The sequence below is a fragment of the Micromonospora sp. WMMD882 genome, assembly GCF_027497255.1.
Lineage (GTDB): Bacteria > Actinomycetota > Actinomycetes > Mycobacteriales > Micromonosporaceae > Micromonospora.
Genome location: NZ_CP114903.1, coordinates 871,306 through 889,802, shown reverse-complemented (window position 1 = coordinate 889,802; position 18,497 = coordinate 871,306). Strand labels below are relative to the sequence as shown.

At 73.8% G+C, this 18,497-nt stretch carries 14 protein-coding genes; 8 read left to right on the top strand and 6 right to left on the bottom strand.

The window, feature by feature from the left end:
- Positions 1 to 49: 49 nt before the first annotated feature.
- The 5 genes from O7606_RS03440 to O7606_RS03420 are packed head-to-tail and all read left to right on the top strand — an operon-like array spanning position 50 to position 3,551.
- The gene (locus O7606_RS03440) at positions 50 to 1,009 is read left to right on the top strand and encodes a hypothetical protein (RefSeq protein WP_281597527.1); all 960 of its coding nucleotides are present in this window, start codon (positions 50 to 52) and stop codon (positions 1,007 to 1,009) included.
- Positions 1,006 to 1,602, top strand: a complete 597-nt coding sequence (locus tag O7606_RS03435) for a type VII secretion system-associated protein (RefSeq protein WP_281597526.1) — start codon at positions 1,006 to 1,008, stop codon at positions 1,600 to 1,602. The genes O7606_RS03440 and O7606_RS03435 overlap by 4 nt, the downstream gene beginning before the upstream one ends.
- Before the next feature lie 31 nt (positions 1,603 to 1,633).
- Positions 1,634 to 2,251, top strand: coding sequence for a type VII secretion system-associated protein (locus O7606_RS03430; protein WP_281597525.1), 618 nt, complete (start codon positions 1,634 to 1,636; stop codon positions 2,249 to 2,251).
- Positions 2,248 to 2,625, top strand: coding sequence for a YrhB domain-containing protein (locus tag O7606_RS03425; protein WP_281597524.1), 378 nt, complete (start codon positions 2,248 to 2,250; stop codon positions 2,623 to 2,625). The genes O7606_RS03430 and O7606_RS03425 overlap by 4 nt, the downstream gene beginning before the upstream one ends.
- On the top strand, positions 2,622 to 3,551 hold the full coding sequence (locus O7606_RS03420; RefSeq protein WP_281597523.1) for a GlcNAc-transferase family protein: 930 nt from the start codon (positions 2,622 to 2,624) through the stop codon (positions 3,549 to 3,551). The genes O7606_RS03425 and O7606_RS03420 overlap by 4 nt, the downstream gene beginning before the upstream one ends.
- A 4-nt stretch (positions 3,552 to 3,555) precedes the next feature.
- Here the strand turns inward: O7606_RS03420 and O7606_RS03415 are convergent, their stop codons facing one another.
- The 4 genes from O7606_RS03415 to O7606_RS03400 form a co-directional block, all read right to left on the bottom strand.
- Positions 3,556 to 4,575: a hypothetical protein gene (locus O7606_RS03415; RefSeq protein ID WP_281597522.1), complete on the bottom strand. Its 1,020-nt coding sequence runs from the start codon at positions 4,573 to 4,575 to the stop codon at positions 3,556 to 3,558.
- Between the two features lie 58 nt (positions 4,576 to 4,633).
- On the bottom strand, positions 4,634 to 5,263 hold the full coding sequence (locus O7606_RS03410) for a hypothetical protein (RefSeq protein WP_281597521.1): 630 nt from the start codon (positions 5,261 to 5,263) through the stop codon (positions 4,634 to 4,636).
- A gap of 32 nt (positions 5,264 to 5,295) precedes the next feature.
- Positions 5,296 to 7,707 carry a family 43 glycosylhydrolase gene (locus tag O7606_RS03405; protein ID WP_281597520.1) on the bottom strand — a complete coding sequence of 804 codons (2,412 nt, stop codon included), beginning with the start codon at positions 7,705 to 7,707 and terminating at the stop codon, positions 5,296 to 5,298.
- Between the two features lie 107 nt (positions 7,708 to 7,814).
- A complete protein-coding gene (locus O7606_RS03400) occupies positions 7,815 to 10,271 on the bottom strand; it encodes a family 43 glycosylhydrolase (protein ID WP_281597519.1) in 2,457 nt (818 codons plus the stop codon).
- A gap of 242 nt (positions 10,272 to 10,513) precedes the next feature.
- Here O7606_RS03400 and O7606_RS03395 point away from each other — a divergent pair, with 242 nt between their 5' ends.
- Positions 10,514 to 13,690, top strand: coding sequence for a hypothetical protein (locus O7606_RS03395; RefSeq protein WP_281597518.1), 3,177 nt, complete (start codon positions 10,514 to 10,516; stop codon positions 13,688 to 13,690).
- A gap of 66 nt (positions 13,691 to 13,756) precedes the next feature.
- The gene (locus O7606_RS03390; RefSeq protein ID WP_281597517.1) at positions 13,757 to 14,638 is read left to right on the top strand and encodes an SGNH/GDSL hydrolase family protein; all 882 of its coding nucleotides are present in this window, start codon (positions 13,757 to 13,759) and stop codon (positions 14,636 to 14,638) included.
- Between the two features lie 95 nt (positions 14,639 to 14,733).
- On the opposite strand, the gene katG is transcribed toward O7606_RS03390, so the two are convergent.
- Positions 14,734 to 17,010: a catalase/peroxidase HPI gene (katG, locus tag O7606_RS03385; RefSeq protein ID WP_281597516.1), complete on the bottom strand. Its 2,277-nt coding sequence runs from the start codon at positions 17,008 to 17,010 to the stop codon at positions 14,734 to 14,736.
- The gene (locus tag O7606_RS03380; RefSeq protein ID WP_281597515.1) at positions 17,007 to 17,462 is read right to left on the bottom strand and encodes a Fur family transcriptional regulator; all 456 of its coding nucleotides are present in this window, start codon (positions 17,460 to 17,462) and stop codon (positions 17,007 to 17,009) included. The genes katG and O7606_RS03380 overlap by 4 nt, the downstream gene beginning before the upstream one ends.
- A gap of 155 nt (positions 17,463 to 17,617) precedes the next feature.
- Here O7606_RS03380 and O7606_RS03375 point away from each other — a divergent pair, with 155 nt between their 5' ends.
- On the top strand, positions 17,618 to 18,487 hold the full coding sequence (locus O7606_RS03375; RefSeq protein WP_281597514.1) for an AraC family transcriptional regulator: 870 nt from the start codon (positions 17,618 to 17,620) through the stop codon (positions 18,485 to 18,487).
- Positions 18,488 to 18,497 lie beyond the last annotated feature (10 nt).

The following is an 18,497-nucleotide window of genomic DNA, read 5'->3' as shown; positions in this document are numbered from 1 at the left end:
GGCCGGCCGACGTGGTCGAATGCCGGAGGCGGACACCGGTGGAGACGAGGTGAGGATGGTCGACCACGACGAGGCGGCGACGGGCCCCTGGACGGTGCCGGTGGCGGGCGACACCGCCACCGCCCACGTGACCCTGCTCGGGCTCGCCGGCCGGACGCCGGACGACGTGCTCGCCGACGCGCGGCTCCGGCTGGCCGACGGCCTGCTCCCGGGCCCGGTGACGCCGGTCCTCGCGCCGGTGGCGACGTACGCGTTCCGGGCCGGGCCCGACGCCGGGGGCCCGCCGCTGCTGGATCTGACCGGCGCGGCGCTGGACCCGCCCGACCGGGCCGCGACGGCGGCGGTCGCCGGGCTGACCGGCGCGACCGCGCTGTGGCGGTCCTTTCGGGGCCCGGCGTCGTGGGATCCGCCCGGCACCGCCCCGACCCGGGTGTACGTGCTGGCGGCCGACGTGCCGCCGGGTCGGCTGCCGGCGCTGACCGCCACGGTGATGCGCGCGCTGGCCAGCGCGGGCGTGCCCGCGCCGCAGGTCGAGGCGTACGCGCCCGACACCGACCTGCCCGGCTACCAGCGGTCGGCGCGGGGCGCGTCGGCGCTGCTCTGGACGTCGACCCCCCGCCCGCCGGTCCGGTTGGCCCGGGTCTTCGACCGGGGCGGCGCGGACGGGCCACGGTTCGATCCCGACCACGAGCGGTTGGCGGACCCGGAGCGGGGCCGGGTGGCCGACTGGCTGGCGGCCGGCGAGCCGATCCTGGCCACCACGCGCACCGCCGTCGACGTGGTCGAGCCGGGGCGCGGCGCGGTCGTGCCGCTGAGCTTCCGCACCGACGGCCAGTGGGTGTGGACCGACACCGTCACGTACTACCTGCGGGGCTACGCGCTGGCCCCGGACCGGGCCCTGCTCGACCACATCCGGGCCCGGGACTACGCCGCCGTCGCGGTGGACGCGGCCGGTGAGCACCGCGCCCTGGCGACGCTGCTGGCCCGCGCCGGTTCGGGGGCGTCGTGACCGACGAGCCGGACGGCCACTACTTCCTGCTGATGGACCCGCAGTGGCAGCGGGAGGACGAGACGGTCCCGCCGCTGCGCTCGGTGGTCGGGCTCTGGCCGGTCACCGTGGACGGCGCGGTGGGCGCGTTCCGCGCCAACCCCGAGTACGTCCCGCTGAGCCCCGGGTCGCCCACCGATCCGGTGGACGCGTTGCTGCGGCTGGCCGCGCGCGGCGACGCCCGGGTGGAGCAGTTGCAGTTAGTCCTCCGGGACACGCTCGTCGACCTGGCCATGAACGGTGACGGACGGCCGCTGCTGGTCCGCTCCCCCGACGACGTGCCGTGCGTGGTGGTGGCCACCGCGGCGGCGCACCAGGGCCGGGTGCCCGCGCCCGACTGGCGGCGGGTCGAGCTGGCCGAGCTGGTCGAGCGCCTGGCCGACGGGGTGGACGTGCTGATCAACCCGGGCGGCCCGGCGGCGGTGCGGCTGACCGGGGATTTCCTGCGGCACACCCTGCTGCTGGCCGGCGATGAGCTGGCCGCCCTGCACGACCGGTTCCGCGAGACGGAGACGGTGGCCGTCGTCCCCTGGGAGACGGTCGAGGACCGGTGAGCACGAACCCGACGACCGGAAGCACACGGTGGTGGACCAGGTGGAGAGCTACTTCCTGCTGATGGACCCGGACTGGCAGCCGGGCCCCGACGACGACGCCCCGGACGCCGGGGCGGTGCTCGGGCTGTGGCCGGTGGAGGCCGACGGCGGTCTGGGCGCGTTCCGCGCCAACCCGGACTACCGGCCGCGCGACGCCGACGCGGTGGCGGACCCGCTGGACGCGCTGTTCCGGCTGGCCGTACGCGGGCAGGCGCCGGCGGAGCAGATCCAGTTGGCGTTGCGGGACACGCTCGTCGACGTGGCGTTGGGCGGCGACGACCGGCCGCTGATCCTGCGCTCACCCGACGACGTGCCGTGCGTGGTGCTCGCCACCAGCGCGCCGCAGCGGGACCGGGTCGACGCGCCCCGCTGGCGGCGGATCGACCTGGCCGAGCTGGTGGCGTTGCTGCCGGACCGGGTGGACACGCTGTTCAACCCGGCCGGCCCGGCGCCGATGCGACTGATCGGCGACTTCGTCCGGGAGACGCTGCTGATGGGCGACGACGAGATCGCCGAGGCCCGCGCGGTGGCGCTGGCCGCCCTGCCGGCCGACCGGGGCGTCCCGGTGCTGCCGTGGGTGGTCGGCGAGCCGACCGCCCCGACGACATGACCGCGCGCGGGGCCGACGACCGGGCGCGCCGCGCCGACGGAGAGGAGTGGGTGGGGATGGACGCCGACGAGGCCCGCCGGCTGGCCGGGGCGAAACTGCGCGAGCTGGCGGATCCGGCGGAGCCGTTGCGGCTCGCGCCGGAGCCGCCGGTTGAGTACCCGTGGTGCTGGGTGTTCCCGTTCGACACCGAACGCTGGTACCGCACCGGGGCGCTCCCCGACGCGGCGCTGGCCGGTCCGCTGGTGGTGGACAAGGGCACCGGGCTGGTGTGGCAGGCGCCGTCCGCGCCGCCGCTGGAGCGTTGGCTGAACGCGTACGGCGCGCAGCGGGGGCTGCCCGCCGTGCCCGTGCCGCCGCCGGCGAGTCCCTGGTGAGCGTTTTCGTGTCGGTCGCCGCGTACCGGGATCCGGAGCTGGCGCCGACGGTGCGGGACTGCCTGGCCAAGGCCGACCGCCCGGACGAGGTGCGGGTGGTGGTGAACTGGCAGCATCTCGGCGACGAGGACGTGTCGGCGTTGCGCGCCGACCCCCGGGTCACCGTGCTGGAGTTCGACGCCCGGCACAGCCGGGGCGTGTGCTGGGCGCGGGCGCAGATCCAACGACACTACGTCGACTCCGACTGGTACCTCCAGGTGGACAGCCACACCCGGTTCGCCCCGGGCTGGGATTCCCGGCTGATCGCGATGGCCGGGCGGACCGGGGCCGCCAAGCCGGTCCTGACCTGCTACCCCCCGACGTACGACCCGGCGGTGGAGTTCACCGGCGGCGGCGAGCCGACGCTGATCTTCCTCAGTGGCTGGACCGACGACGGGCTGCCCCGCTTCCAGCACTTCCGCATCCCGGGCTGGCGGGAGCGGACCGCCCCGGTTCCGGCCCGGTTCGTGGCCGCCGGTTTCCTGTTCGCCCCGGGGTCGTTCGTCCGCGAGGTGCCCTACGACGAGCGGATCTACTGCCAGGGCGAGGAGATCAACCTCGCCACCCGCGCGTACACCTGGGGGTACGACCTGTTCCACCCGGTCGAGGTGCTGGCCTGGCACTACTACGTCCGGCAGGGTCAGGCGCGGCACTGGATGGACCACCGTACGCCGGGCGCCGACCACTGGCACCGGCGGGACCGGGCCGGCCGCCGCCGGGTGCGGACCCTGCTGCGGTACCCGGTGACGGGTGGCTTCGGGGCCGGGCCGGCGCGCACGATGGCGGACTACCAGGCGTACGCGGGCGTCGACTTCGCCACCTGCTCCGCGACGGCCGACACGCTGGCCGGTCGACTGCCGGCCCGACCGGCGGCGCTGGTGGGGTGAGCCCTCAGCCGGCGCGCACGGAGTCGCGGCCCTCCTGGCGGGCTCGCGCGAGCAGCGCGGCCAGCCGGCGGCGGCGTCGCCGGGCCACCGCACGCCAGACGAGCCCGAGGACGACGAGCAGCAGCGCCAGGGCGAGCTGCGCCCAGGGGAACGCCCACACCGTCACGGTGGTCCGGCCGGGTCGGATCTCGACGCCCGTCGGGTCGCCGCCCCGCACGGCCGGTGTCAGCTCGACGGTCGTTCGGACCGGCCCCCAGCCCCAGACCCCGCCGACCCGGGTCCCGGTCGCCCGGCGGCCACCGGGCAGCAGTTCCTCGACGCCGGCCCGGACGTTCCGTTCGGCCAGTCCGAACGGCCCGGCGGCGGTCACCCGGCCGGCACCGGTCACCGCGACGCCGCCGTCGTTGACGGCCGTGTACCGGACCTGGAGGGCGCCGGCCGCGAACGGGTTCCACGTCGACCGGTACGTGGCGGTGAGGTCGGCGACCGTGAGGGCCGCGGCGACGGTGCCGCTGGCCCGCAGCAGCACCCGGAACCCGACCCGGCTCTCCACCGCGACGGTGCCGTCGGCGCTGGTGACGGTCGCCGCGATGCCGGCCGGATGGTCACCGGGGGTGGCGTCGTCCGGCACGGTGATGGTGTACGGCACCACCCGGGTCGCCTTCGGCCCGACGGTGACGGTCTCCTGGACGCTGATCCAGGTGCCGCCGTCCACCGACGTCTGGTGGGACGGCAGCATGTTGAAGCGCCCCTTGTCGGTCAGGTAGCCGTCGGCGGCCTTCAACGAGAAGACCACCGGGGCGTCGCCGAAGTTACGCACCGCCAGGTGCTCGGTCACCACCTGGCCGGGGTCGAGGGTGCGCTCCACCCAGCGTCGACCGTCCGGGCCGTCCCGGTCGGCCGGCTGGACGGCCCAGGTGACGGTCGGCGTGCTCGGTTGCGCGCGCGCGTCGGTCGGCAGCGCCGGCAGGCCGACGAGCACGGCGGCCAGCGCCGCGTACGGCCGCAGCCAGCTCCGGTTCACGCGGTCCTCCAGGTCGGCAGGGGGTGGGGGACCGCCCCGCGGCGGCCCCCCACCGGGGTCACTCGAAGAGGGACAGGGTGAGCGTCGAGGTGTACGCGCCGGCGGCGACGTCCGCCGGGGTGCGCAGGAACAGGTCGGCGTTCACCGAGTACGCGTCGCCGGCCGTCGCGCCCGAGTCGAAGCTCGACACGAGCAGTTCCTGGTCGACCAGGCCCACGTTGTTGCCCGGCTGGGTCGGCTCGTCCAGCACCGTCCGCACCTCCTCGCCCTCGGTGACCAGGCCGCTGTCGCCGCCGTCGACCAGTCGCGGCTTCCAGCCCAGGTGGCCCGCCCCGATCGGCGTCTGCCCGGCCCCGCCGACGAAGTCGGTGGCGCTGCCCAGCACCGCCCAGGAGGCGTCGTCGGGCACCTCGTCCGCGGTGCGGGTGTCGGTGACGGTCACCGTCGGCAGGCTGCCGGTGAACTGGCGTACCAGCAGCGTCGACCCGTTCTCCGACAGCGCCACCGAGTCACCGGCGACCGACAGCGCCAGCACGCCGGGCTGGCGGATCTCCTCGATGTCGACTGTCACCTTCACGTCGGCGCCGTCGCCGGGCTCGGCGGACGCGGGGTGCGCCGCGACCGTCCCGGCCAGCAGGGCGCCGGCCGCGCCGACGGCGAACAGGCGTCTGTGGTTCCACGTGCTCATCTGCTTCTCCATGTCGTCTGGGAGGGAGAGGATCAACTGCCGCAGTCGACGGCCGGATAGTCCACGGACCGGCTGGTCGTCACCGTCCGACCGGCCACCGAACCGGTCACCCGCACCGTCGCCGTACCCGCCGGCACCGCCGACGCCCGCGACGCGAACTGCTGGTACGCGTTCGCCCCCGACGCCACCTGCGACACCGACCGCTCCCCGAACCCGCTGGACAACACCACGTCCACCGGCCCGTCGTGGTCGTTACGCGCCTGCACCGCCACGAACACCTTCCCCGCCACACACCGCGCCTGCGCGCTGGCCGTCACGGGCAGCGCGTCCGCCCCGGCGAAGCGCCAGGTGTCCAGCTCGAACAGGTCGACGCCGGTGGGTCCGGCGTAGCTGAAGTACACGTCGTGCGTGCCGGTCACGCCGTCGAGCGGCGCGGTCAGCTCGGTCCACTGGCCGACCGGACCGTCGACGGGGATGGTCGCCACGACCGGCGCGGTGGCCGCGCCGAGCCGTACCTGGATCTGACCGCCGGTCGTCAGCGGACGCGCCTTCGCCGTGACGCTGGCCGCGCCCGCGCCGAAGTCCACCGACGACAGGGCGGTCCAGTCGCCGTTGTCGACGTCCCGGACCACCAGGTTCGGGGCGGTCGCGCCGAACTGGGCGGACCCGCCGTCGGTCTTCGCGGTGGCGACGCCCTTGCTCCAGCCGAACGTCTCGGCCTCGAACACCCGGTACGGGTCGAAGTCGCGGACCTGCTCGACGCCGGCGTAGGTGCCGACGACCTGCCGGATGGTGCCGTCGGCGTTGAACGCCAGCTCCTGGATGTGCGGGCTGCGGTAGCCCTGGGTGGTGTTGCCGTTGATCCGCTTGTTCAGCGTCGGGGCGTGGTACGTGAAGTAGTGCCTGCCCTCGTACTCGAACACCGACTGGTGGTTGTTGCCGCCGGTGCCGGACCCGAAGAACTGCGACTGGTTGGGGAACAGCACGCCCGCGTAGGTCTCCTTCGGCCAGGACATCGGGTCGTCGGAGATCAGGTAGCCGATCTGGCCGCCGCCGGGGTAGCCGGGCAGGGGCGTCTGGTTGCCGCCGAAGTCGTTGCCGCCGAAGTGCGAGGAGTACGACAGGTAGTACTTCCCGTCCCGCTCGAACACCTGGGCCGCCTCGAAGGCCACCGGGGCGTCCACGACCGCCGCCGTGCCCTCGGTGGTCACCATGTCGTCGCCGAGCCGGATCACCCGGATGTTCTTCGGGTTGTTGAAGCGTTCGGCCGGCGGCATGCTCGTCGACGCCGGACCGCCACCGAAGTAGAGGTACGCCTGGCCGTCGGAGTCCACCAGCGGGGCCGGGTCGAACTTCCACGCGACGTCCGACGCGCCCGGGGTACGGCCGTCGATCAGGGTGCTGGTGCGTTCGCTGGTCCACGGGCCGAGCGGCGACGCGCCGGTGATCACGTTGCTCGATCCGCCGCCGTTGGCGTAGTACAGGAAGAACTTCTCCTCCCCGTTCACCACCTTCTTCGCCATGCCGGGGGCCCAGGAGTTGTTGGTGAACGGCGCGACGCCGTTCGGGCCGGCCACCGGGACCTCACCGTGGTCGGTCCAGTTCACCAGGTCGGTGGAGGACAGCACGGTGATCTGGTTGATGTCGCCGTAGTTGATGCCCGGGGACACCCCGGTGACCGGGTCCGGCGCGTACCCCTGGGTGTCGTTGGTCAGGTAGAGGTACACCCGGCCGTCGTGCACGAAGCCGAAGCCGTCCGCGCCGAACTTGTGCCCGATCAACGGGTTGTGCTCACCGGGCAGCTTGCCGACGACCTCGATGGTCTTCGACGGCGCGGCGGGCGGCGCGGCGCCGACCACGGAGACGTCGTCGAGGGTGAAGTCCATCAGGTGCAGGTCCGGGTCGTCGGCCGGGGCGCTGGTCCACGGCGTCTCGAAGAAGAGCCGGGCGGTGGAGACGCTCTGCCCGGCCGGGATGGTGAACCGGCCGTCGACGTGCGCCCACTGGCCCCTGGTCGCGGTGACGCTCACCAGGTTGGTGTAGGTGGCCGCGCCGTAGTGCATGGTGGCGAAGAACTGTTTGGTGGCCGGTCCGGCGGCGTTGTCGTACCGGATCCGGGCGCTGAGGGAGTAGGTCTGTCCGGCCTGGACCTTGCCGGAGAGGTCCTGCATGGGGCCGGAGCCGGTGGTGGCCCGGTCGCTGACGCGCACCGCGCCGGACCCGGCGTAGGCGTCCGTGGTGGGGGTGAGGGTGGCCCGGTCGGTGGCGTTGCCGTTGTTGACGAACCAGCCGGTCAGGCCCTCCTCGAACCCGCCGTTGACGACGAGGTTGGTGTCGGCGGCCTGGACCGGCGCCGCCGCGGTGAGGCCGGCGGCGAGCAGCGCGCCGACCGTGGCGATCGCGGCGGCCCGTCGTCGGGCCGTCCTTCGCAGACGCTGGGTCACGAGATGGTCCTCCTTGGTGGGTGGCGGGCAGAGGGTGCGCCGGGGCCGGCCGGCCCCGGGACGGATCCGACGGGTGGTCAGTCGCCGCAGAACGACGGCGGGAAGGGTCAGTCGCCGCAGTCGACGGCCGGATAGTCCACGGACCGGCTGGTCGTCACCGTCCGACCGGCCACCGAACCGGTCACCCGCACCGTCGCCGTACCCGCCGGCACCGCCGACGCCCGCGACGCGAACTGCTGGTACGCGTTCGCCCCCGACGCCACCTGCGACACCGACCGCTCCCCGAACCCGCTGGACAACACCACGTCCACCGGCCCGTCGTGGTCGTTACGCGCCTGCACCGCCACGAACACCTTCCCCGCCACACACCGCGCCTGCGCGCTGGCCGTCACCGGGAGCGGCGGCGCGGCGGCCCGGAGCGCGCCGAGCCGGGCCAAGTGGTAGCTGAGCGCCCGTTCCGGGGCGTCGATCTGGTTCTGGGTGCCGAACGCGCCGGCCCGCGCGGTGGTGGCGGCGGCCAGGGCGGCCCGCGTCGCCGCCCAGGCGTCGGCCGGGTACGCCGACTCGTCGAGGGTGCCCGCGTACGCGATGGCGGCGTCGAGCGCGGTGGTGTCCAGGGGGCGGTTCTGCGCGGTGAGGGTGTCGCTGAGCAGCCAGTGGTCGAAGTCGACGTGTCCGCCGGTCTGCCGGGTCGCGTAGCTGAACAGGCCGACCCGGTGCCCCATGAAGTGCGCGAGGCTGCCGTCGAGGGTCTGCGGGCCGACCCGGTCACCGAGCCGGGTCCAGGTGAGCCCGTCGAGGCTGTAGTGGAAGGTGGTCCAGAGCTGCCCGGTCGGCGCGGCGAAGTCCAGGTCGGCCTTCACGTGCACCTCGGTGGCGTCGCCCAGCGCCACCGTGCTGCCGGGCAGGAAGGTCTCCAGGGTGGCCTGGTCGAGGTCGACCGCGAACGGCTGGCCCCGGTTCACCACGCCCAGGGTGTTCACCCCGCCGTCGCGCCTGACGGCCACGTACGAGAAGCCCCGGTTGTAGGCGGCCAGCCCGGCGACGTCGCCGTCGGCCATGCCGGAGACGTCCATCCTGGTCTCGACCGACTGCCGGGGGCCGAACGTGCGCTGCGAGAGCGTGTTGCGGGCCTCCTCGAACCAGGCCAGCTCGGCCCGGTTGGACAGCTTCGTGTAGACGTAGCTCCCGGTGACCACCTTGCCGGCGGTGAGCCGCAGCCAGCCGTCCCGTTCGGTGAGCGACCAGTAGCGGTTGTCCGGCGCGTGGTTCCACTGCCAGGCCGGGTCCAGACGGGACCCGTTGGGCCGGATCTCCGCCTCGGTGGGGGCCTCGCCGGTGGGCGGCGGCGTCGGGATGGTCCACTGCTCGTCCTGGTACGCGCGGCGGGGCGCGTCGTTGGCGAAGTCGTCGGAGGCGACGACGCTCTTCTGCCGTTCGTACCGCTCCTGCGCCGGGCTGAGCCGGATCGGCTTGGCGAACACCCCGTCCACCGGCACGACCCCGTTGGCCCCGAAGGTGGGCCAGCCGTCGGACCAGGTGGCGGGGATCAACGCCGGGATGCGTCCGACCGGGAAGGTGTCCCGGAAGAACATGCCGTACCAGTCGGTCCGGCCGCCGTCGCGGGCGATGGGCACCAGGCTGCCCTGCGCGAAGCCGTTGGAGTTGAGCACGCCGCGCGCCTGGTAGGTGTTCACCCCGCCGGCCGAGGTGTAGCGGCCGAGCAGTTCCCGGGAGCGGAACATGACGACCTGCCGGCCCTGACCGGAGGGCCAGGTGATGATCACCGCGTAGTACCAGCCGTCGATGTGGTGGAACTGCGCGCCCTCGAAGAGCCCGCCGATGAACGGCTGACCGGCGTAGTCGCCCGCGGTGAAGATGTTCGGGTAGTCAGCCGTGATGGCGGTCAGCTCGGCGTTGAGCCGTACCGCGCTGGTGCCGCCGGAGCCGTGGAAGACGTACGGCGTGCCGTCGGTGTCGAAGAACAGCGACGGGTCGTGCAGGCCCCGGCCGAGGGCGGTGCGCTGCCACGCGCCGTTCTCGATGTCGTCGGTGCGGTAGATGTACGCGCCGCCGAGGTTGTTGGTGTTGAACGCGACGTAGAACATGCCGTCGTGGTAGCGCAGCGACGACGCCCACTGGCCCTGGCCGTACGAGTTCTGGCCGTTGCGCAGCGAGAACGCGTCGCCGATGCTCGCCCGGTCGAAGACGTAGTTGACGATCTCCCAGTTCACCAGGTCGTACGACTTCATGATGGGCGCGCCGGGGCTCAGGTGCATGGTGGTGCTGATCATGTAGTAGAGGTCGCGTCCCTCGTCGTTCTCGGCGGCCGGGACGCGTTCCACGCTGATGTCGGGGACGTCGGAGCGCAGCAGCGGCACGGTGTACGTGCCGTCGCCCCGGTCCGTCGAGGTGTACGACGACCGGGGTGACCATTCGTCGGCGGCCCGCGCCGGGCCACCGACGCCGACCGTGGCCAGGCCGGCCAGGACGAGGCCGATCAGCAGCGCCCCGGCCAGGGCGGCGCGGAGGGCGGGGGCCCGTGGGCCAACGTCGACCTGCATGGCAGCTCCCTACGCCGGGGTGACCGAGCCCTCATCCTGTTAGCGTTAACATCGACTAGTCAAGACCTTCCCGGAGACTCGCCCGAAATGACCGTGTAACACGGCCGGTCCTGACCGGCCGGAGCGTTTGCACAGGTGACGCGCCCACAGTCGACCCGGAGCCGCCGGAACGACCACAGCGGGCGGCGGATCGGCCTCATCGGGCGGCGGCCGGACGACCGCGCCGCCACTAGCATGCGAGGGTGTCTCACGTTTCCCGGCTCGGGCGGCGCTACCCGCTGTTCGGCGCGGCCCTCGTCCTGCTGCTGCTCGGGGCGGTGGTGGCCGGGGCGGTCGGCGACGCGCTCCGGTTGCGCCACACCCCCGCCGACGTGCCGTACGAGGACGCCACGGCCGCGCCGCTGCGGGCGGTCGCGCCCGCCCCACCGTTGGCGTCGCTGGTCGTGCCCGCCGGACCACGTACCCGCAGGGCCGCCGCCGCCGTCGCCGACGCGCTCGCCCTCCGGGGTCTGCCCCGCCCGGTCGTCACCACCACCGACCCGGCATCCCGGCCGACCGACGGGGACCCGAGCTCCGGTCGGCCGACCGACGACGACCCGAGCTCCGGTCGGCCGGCGGACGGCGGCCCGACCCTCGGACGGTCGGCGGTGACCAGTCTGCGGGCGCAGGTGCGCGCCGGGTTGTCCGGCGCGCCGGAGGCGTACCGGATCAGCGTGCGCGGGACCGGCCTGACCGTCGAGGGCAGCGACGTCGCCGGCGTGACGGCCGGGCTGTACCGGCTCGCCGACCGGATCCGCTCCGGCGTCGACCCGCTGCCCGCCGCCGAGGCGGGCCGGGTGGTCACGCCCCGGCTCGGCCTGCGGCTCACCGACGCGGGCGCGGTGGGCCGCGAGATCGACCCGGCCGCCTTCGCGGCGGGCGACGACTACAGCCTGAACACCGACGTGGTCTCCGCGGCGCTGCTGCCCCGGGCCCCGTGGGTGGACGCCGCCGCGGTGGCCCGCGTCGACACGCAGTTCCGGCAGCTCGTCGACCACTCGGTGGCGCAGGGCTACAACGGGATCGTGGTGCCCGGCTTCCTGGAGTACGTCACCTTCGCGAAGGTGGGCGACGGGCACGCGGTCCACCCGGTCGGCGACCCGCACGTCGACCGGGCGCGGGCGATGGTCGCCGCGTTCGGCCCGGTCTTCCGGTACGCCGAGCAGATGGGCGTCAAGCTCTTCCTGCTCACCGACATGCTCGCCGTGTCGCCGCCGCTTCAGGCGTACCTGACGCGGACCTTCGGCGGCCTCGACGTGACCGACCCCCGGCTGTGGGCGGTGTACCAGGCCGGGCTGGCCGAGCTGTTCGAGAGCCTGCCGTTCGTCGACGGGCTGATGGTCCGGGTCGGCGAGGGCGGCACGGCGTACGCCGCCGACGGCTGGGACTACTCGTCGAAGCTCGTGGTCACCACCGCGGCGGCGGTCCGCGCGATGCTGCGGGCGTTGCTGGACACCGCCGGCCGGGCCGGGCGGGAGATCGTCTTCCGTACCTGGACGGTGGGCGTCGGCCCGGTCGGTGACCTGCACACCAACCCGGAGTCGTACGAGCGGGTGCTCGGCGGGTTCGACGACCCGCACCTGATCGTGTCCACCAAGTACGCCCTCGGCGACTTCTACAGCCATCTGCCGTTGAACGGCACCCTGCGGACCGGCGCGCACCGGCGCATCGTGGAGTTCCAGGCCCGCCGCGAGTTCGAGGGGTTCGGCGCGCTGCCCAACGACCTCGGCCCGCTGCACCGTCGGGCGCTGCGGGAGTTCCTCGCCGCCAACCCGAGGGTGGAGGGCGTGTGGAACTGGACCCAGGACGGCGGCCCGCTGCGCGCCGGCCCCATGTCGCTGCACCTGCGCGCCGGGTTCTGGCAGCTCTACGAGCTGAACACGTACGCCACCGGCCGGCTGGCCTGGGACCCGGACGCCGACCCGGCACAGCTCACGGCGGACTGGGCGTACCGGACGTTCTCCGCCGACCCGGCCACGGTGGCCGCGATCGGGCAGGCCATGGCGCTGTCCCGGCGGGCGGTCACCACGGGCCTCTACATCGGGCCGTACGCCGACCGGTCGGTGCGGGCGCTCGGGCTGGAGCCACCGCCGATGATGTGGATCTTCGAGTGGGACATCCCGACCGGCGACTCCGCCGCCCTGCACAGCATCTACGCGGTGACCGGCGGCCGGGTGGACGAGGCGGTCGCCGAGGGCCGGCAGGCCGTCACGCTGGCCCGCCGGATGCGTGACCTGGTCGCCGCGACCGACCCGGCCACCTGGCGGGACGCCGCGCTGCGCGAACGACTCACCCGGACGCTCGACTACCAGGTGAACCTGTTCGAGACGCTGGGCGCGTACCGGACGATGACGCTGCGGCACGCGCAGTGGCTGGACACCGGCGACCCGGGCGCGTACCGCGACTGGCGGCGGGCCGCCACCGCGTACCGGCAGGCGCGCGACAGCCACCGGCAGCGCTACGGCGGTGACCTGGACCTGCCCGCGTACCGGTTCACCGCCGCCGACCTGGGGGCCGAGCGCGCGGACCGGGACCCGGCGATGGCCCGGGCGGCCCGGGCTCTGCTCGGGGCGCTCGGGCTGGTGGTCCTGCTCGGCCTGGCCGGGCGTCGGCTGACCCCCTCGACGCCGGGCGTGGCCGCCGCGCGGGCGCTGCTGCTCGGCGCGGTCCGGCCGTGGCGGGTCGCCGCGCTGCCCACGCCCCGTTCCCGGGTGGATCGGACCCTGGTGTGGCTGGTCCCGGTCGGGGCGCTGGTGGCCAGCCGGCTCGTGCTCACCTGGTGCGCCGCCCCGGCGCACCTGCTGGTCACGCTCGGCGGGTGGGCGCTGTTCGCCCTGGTCGCCCGGCTCGCCGTCGGTCGGCGGGACCCGTTCCACCTGTGGGCCGTGCTGGGCGGCGTGGCGCTGCTGCGCAGCGTGCTGCTGCTGGCGGCGCTGGCCGGCCGGGGGCCGGGCGGGTACTGGTTCGCCTTCTGGACCCGGCCGACCACCCGGGCGGTGTACGTCACCGTGGCGTTCGCGGCGTTCTGCTGGCTGTTCGTGGCCGCCGCCCTGGTCCTGCGGGACCGGTACGGCCTGCCGCGCCGGCGGGCGGTCGGGCGGACCCTGACCGCGGCCGGCGTCCCGCTCGGCGTGCTGTCCGCGCTGGTGACGGCGGTCGGCCTGGAACGCGCCCTGACGGTGTGGAACGACCAGATGACGCTGCTGCCGTGGGGGCTGTCACGCATCCTCGGTCTCACCGTCCACCTGGGCGTCCCGACCGCGCTGCCCGGCTACGCGGCCGGCGTCGGCGTCGCCCTGGTCGCCGGTGGCCTGCTGCTGGGCTGGACGCGCCGACCGGTCGCGCCGCAGCTCCCCGAAGATTCAGAAAGATGTGCATAAATATTGACGTGCGAGGTGGACGCGGAAAGAATCAGGCACCCCTGATCCCCCCGTCTGGGAGGCGCCATGTCCCGTCCCCGCCTGCGGCTGCTCCGGGCAGCCGCGCTCGCCGTCGCCACCGCCGGCGTGCTGCTCTCCTCCGCCCCACCCGCCAGCGCCGCCGTGCCCACCGGGCGCTACGTCGCGCTCGGCGACTCGTACACCTCCGGCCCGCTGATCCCCACCCAGGTGGACCTCAACTGCCTGCGGTCCAACCGCAACTACCCGTCCCTGGTCGCCGCGTCCGCCCGCTCCTCGTCGTTCGCCGACGTGAGCTGCTCCGGGGCCACCACCGACGACATCCTCGCCGGCGGCGACGGCCCGCTGGGCATCCCGGTGCCGGCGCAGCTCAGCGCGGTCACCTCCGGCACCGCCCTGGTCACCGTGCAGATCGGCGGCAACGACATCGGCTTCTCCAGCATCATCACCACCTGCGCCGAGGGTAGTCTGAGCAGCCCGCTCGGCTCCCCGTGCAAGGACAGGTACACCGCGGGCGGAGTCGACCAGCTCCAGGCCCGGATCGACGCCACCGCGCCGAAGATCACCGCCGTGCTGCGGGCCGTCCGCGCGGCCGCCCCGAACGCGCGGATCGTGGTGCTCGGGTACCCGGCGATCCTGCCCGACTCCGGCAACGGGTGCTGGCCGGTGGTGCCGATCGCCTACCGGGACGTGCCGTACCTGCGCACGGTGCAGAAGTCGCTGAACGCCATGCTCGCCGCCAACGCCGCCGCCAACAACGCCACCTACGTCGACGTCTACACGCCGTCGATCGGTCGGGACTCCTGCAAGAGCGCAGGCACCCGGTGGGTGGAGGGGCTGATCCCGCTGAACGCCGCCGCCCCGTTCCACCCGAACGCCGCCGGCGAGCAGGGCATGGCCACCGCCGTGCTGGCCAGGCTGAACGGCTGACCGTCCGACCCCACCACCACCCTCCGCGCCGGAAAGAGCGCCGCGCCCCGGTCGATCCACGAGCGATCGACCGGGGCGCGGTGTCGTGCCGCGGATCAGGCGAGGTCGAACCGGTCGAGCTCCATGACCTTGGTCCAGGCCGCCACGAAGTCGGTGACGAACTTCTCCCGCGCGTCGTCGCTGGCGTAGACCTCGGCGAGGGCCCGGAGCTGGGAGTTGGAGCCGAAGATCAGGTCGACCGCGGTGGCGGTCCACTTCACCTGGTCGGTGGCCAGGTCCCGGATCTCGTACACGTGCTCGTCGGACTCCGACGCCTTCCACCGGGTGCCCGGGGAGAGCAGGTTGGCGAAGAAGTCGTTGCTGAGCACGCCGGGCCGGTCGGTGAGCACGCCGTGCGACGTGCCGCCGACGTTGTTGCCCAGCGCCCGCAGGCCGCCGACCAGGACGGTCATCTCGGGCGCGCTCAGGCCGAGCATGTACGCGCGGTCGACGAGCAGCACCTCCGGCTGGGTCTTCTCGCCGGCCCGCAGGTAGTTGCGGAACCCGTCGGCGCGCGGCTCCATGACCCGGAACGACTCGACGTCGGTCTGCTCCTGGGTGGCGTCGGTGCGACCGGGGCGGAACGGCACGGTCACCTCGACGCCGGCGTCCCGGGCGGCCTTCTCGACGGCGGCCGAGCCGGCCAGCACGATCAGGTCGGCCAGGGAGATCTGCGCGCCGCCGGCGGCGTTGAACTCCCGCTGGACGCCCTCCAGGGTGGCCAGCACCGTGGCGAGCTGCTCGGGCTGGTTGACCTCCCAGTCGCGCTGCGGCTCCAGCCGGATCCGGGCGCCGTTCGCGCCACCACGCTTGTCGGTGGAGCGGTAGCTCGCGGCCGACGCCCAGGCGGTGGCGACCAACTGGGCGGTGGTCAGGCCGGACTCCAGCACCTTCGCCTTGAGGGCGGCGACGTCGGCGTCACCCACCAGCTCGTGGTCGACGGCCGGCAGCGGGTCCTGCCAGAGCTGCGCCTCGGGCACCCACGGGCCGAGGAAGCGGCTGACCGGGCCCATGTCGCGGTGCAGGAGCTTGTACCACGCCTTGGCGAAGGCAAGCGCGAACTCGTCCGGGTTCTCCAGGAACCGGCGCGAGATCTTCTCGTACTCCGGGTCGACCCGCAGCGACAGGTCGGTGGTGAGCATGGTCGGCCGGTGCTTCTTCGCCGGGTCGTGGGCGTCCGGGATGATCGCCTCGGCGTCCTTGGCGACCCACTGCTTCGCGCCGCCGGGGCTGGTGGTGAGCTCCCACTCGTAGCCGAAGAGGATCTCGAAGAACCGGTTGCTCCACTCGGTCGGCCGGTCCGTCCAGGTCACCTCGAGGCCGCTGGTGATGGTGTCGCCGCCCTTGCCGCTGCCGTACGTGCTCAGCCAGCCCAGGCCCTGGTTCTCCAGCGGGGCGCCCTCCGGCTCGGGGCCGACGTGGTTGTCGGCGGGGCCGGCGCCGTGGGTCTTGCCGAAGGTGTGACCGCCGGCGATCAGGGCGACGGTCTCCTCGTCGTTCATCGCCATCCGGCGGAAGGTCTCCCGGATGAAGTGCGCCGCCGCGGCGGGGTCGGCGTTGCCGCGCGGGCCCTCCGGGTTGACGTAGATCAGGCCCATCTCGGTCGCGCCGACACCGGCGGCCATCTCCTTCTCGGAGGAGTACCGCTCGTCACCGAGCCAGGTGTCCTCCGGGCCCCAGAAGATCTCCTCGGGCTCCCAGACGTCCTGGCGGCCGAAGCCGAAGCCGAACGTCCTGAAGCCCATCGACTCCAGGGCCACGTTGCCGGCGAGGACCAGCAGGTCGGCCCAGGAGACCTTCTGGCCGTACTTCTGCTTGACCGGCCAGAGCAGCCGGCGGGCCTTGTCGAGGTTGGCGTTGTCCGGCCAGCTGTTGAGCGGGGCGAACCGCTGACCGCCGTCGCCCGCGCCGCCCCGGCCGTCCTCGATCCGGTAGGTGCCCGCCGCGTGCCAGCTCATCCGGATCATCAGGCCGCCGTAGTGGCCGAAGTCGGCCGGCCACCACTCCTGCGAGGTGGTCAGCACCTCGACGATGTCCCGCTTGAGGGCCTCGACGTCGAGCTTGCCGAACTCCTTGGCGTAGCTGAAGTCCGCGCCCAGCGGGTTGCCCTTGGACGAGTGGGCGTGCAGCACCGACAGGTCGAGCTGGTTGGGCCACCAGTCCCGGTTGGTGCGCGGACGGCCGCCGGTCTTCGGAGTCGGCGAGTCGATCGCCGGGTTCTCGCTCTCGCTGCCGTGCGCGGTCACCGAGTCGTGCGCGACCGGGCAGCCGGCCGCCTCCTTCTTGTCCACGCCCTGGGCGCTGGAGGGGACGTTGTCCTGCGTGTCGCTCATCTGTTTCCTTCCGGACTGGCGGTTCGCTGGGAGGTGCGTTCGGTCGCGCAGTCGGGGCAGACGCCCCAGTACACGACCTCCGCCTCGTCGACCCGGAACCCGTGGTCGCCGGAGGCGGTGAGGCAGGGAGCGTGGCCGACCGCGCAGTCGACGTCGGCGATCGTGCCGCAGGAGCGGCACACGACGTGGTGGTGGTTGTCCCCCACCCTCGACTCGTACCGGGCCGTGGCGCCGGCGGGCTGGATCCGCCGCACCAGGCCGGCGTCGGTCAGCGCCCGCAGCACGTCGTAGACCGCCTGGTGGGAGGTTGTCGGCTGGGCCGCCCGGACCAGGGCGATCACCGTGTCGGTGTCGACGTGCGGATGGTCGCGCAGCGCGGCGAGCACCGCCAACCGGGGCCGGGTCACGCGCAACGAGGCCGCCCGTAGCTGAGCCTCGAAGTCGGACGCCATGCGACGAACCTAGCTCACTCTTCTGGAATCAATCAAGTTTTGCCACGACGTGTCGCCGGCGAAACGGACAACTGGCGGATGATCGGATCGGGCCACGGCGATCGGGCGCGACCGGGGCGGCCCCGACCAGAGTGGTAGGCGGAAGGAGGCCCCCTGTGATCTCGGCGCTCAACCGGCTCGTCGACCACGTCGAGGAGCATCTCACCGAGGACGTCGACGTCCACGTCGTGGCCAGGACGCTCGGCACGACCGAGTACCACCTGCGTCGGATGTTCTCGTCGCTGGCCGGCATGCCGCTGTCGGAGTACGTGCGCCGCCGTCGGATGACCGTCGCCGCCGCCGACGTCGTCCGCGGCGAGTCGGACCTGCTCAGCATCGCCGTCCGACACGGGTACGGCTCGACCGAGGCGTTCGGGCGCGCGTTCCGGGCCGTCCACGGCGTCGGACCCGGTGACGCCCGCCGCGACGGGGGCCCCCTCCGGTCCCAACCACAGCTCAGGTTCCGCCTGACCGTCGAAGGAGGCGTCCCCATGGACACCCGCATCGTCGACCGCCCCGCGTTCCGGCTCGTCGGGCACGCGGCCCGCGTGCCGCTCATCCACCACGGCGTCAACCCGCACATCCAGCGGCACATCGCCGCCCTGCCGCCGGCCGAGCACGTCCGGCTCAAGGGCCTCGGCGACACCGAGCCGGCGGGGCTGCTCCAGGTCACCGACGACGTCGACCCGGACAGCCCCGAGGGCAGCGAGCTGACGTACCTGCACGGGGTGGCCGTCACCGGGAGCGCCCCGGTCCCCGACGACCTCGACGCCATCGAGGTGCCGGCCGGCAGGTGGGCGGTCTTCCACACCAGCGGGCCCCACCCGCAGGCGTTGCAGACGGCCTGGGCGGCGACCGCCACCGAGTGGTTCCCGGCCAACCCGTGGCGGCTGCGGCCGGGCCCGTCGATCGTCGCGGTCCTCGCCCGCGCGGACGACTTCAGCACCGCCACCTGCGAGCTGTGGCTGCCGGTCGAGCCGGCCTGACCGACCGGAC

What these genes read in the sequence shown, in the direction of transcription:
- O7606_RS03425 (WP_281597524.1), top strand. Translation starts at nt 2,248, where the DNA reads ATGACCGCGCGCGGGGCCGACGACCGGGCGCGCCGCGCCGACGGAGAG.
- O7606_RS03410 (WP_281597521.1), bottom strand. Translation starts at nt 5,263, where the DNA reads ATGAGCACGTGGAACCACAGACGCCTGTTCGCCGTCGGCGCGGCCGGC.
- O7606_RS03400 (WP_281597519.1), bottom strand. Translation starts at nt 10,271, where the DNA reads ATGCAGGTCGACGTTGGCCCACGGGCCCCCGCCCTCCGCGCCGCCCTG.
- O7606_RS03390 (WP_281597517.1), top strand. Translation starts at nt 13,757, where the DNA reads ATGTCCCGTCCCCGCCTGCGGCTGCTCCGGGCAGCCGCGCTCGCCGTC.
- katG (WP_281597516.1), bottom strand. Translation starts at nt 17,010, where the DNA reads ATGAGCGACACGCAGGACAACGTCCCCTCCAGCGCCCAGGGCGTGGAC.
- O7606_RS03380 (WP_281597515.1), bottom strand. Translation starts at nt 17,462, where the DNA reads ATGGCGTCCGACTTCGAGGCTCAGCTACGGGCGGCCTCGTTGCGCGTG.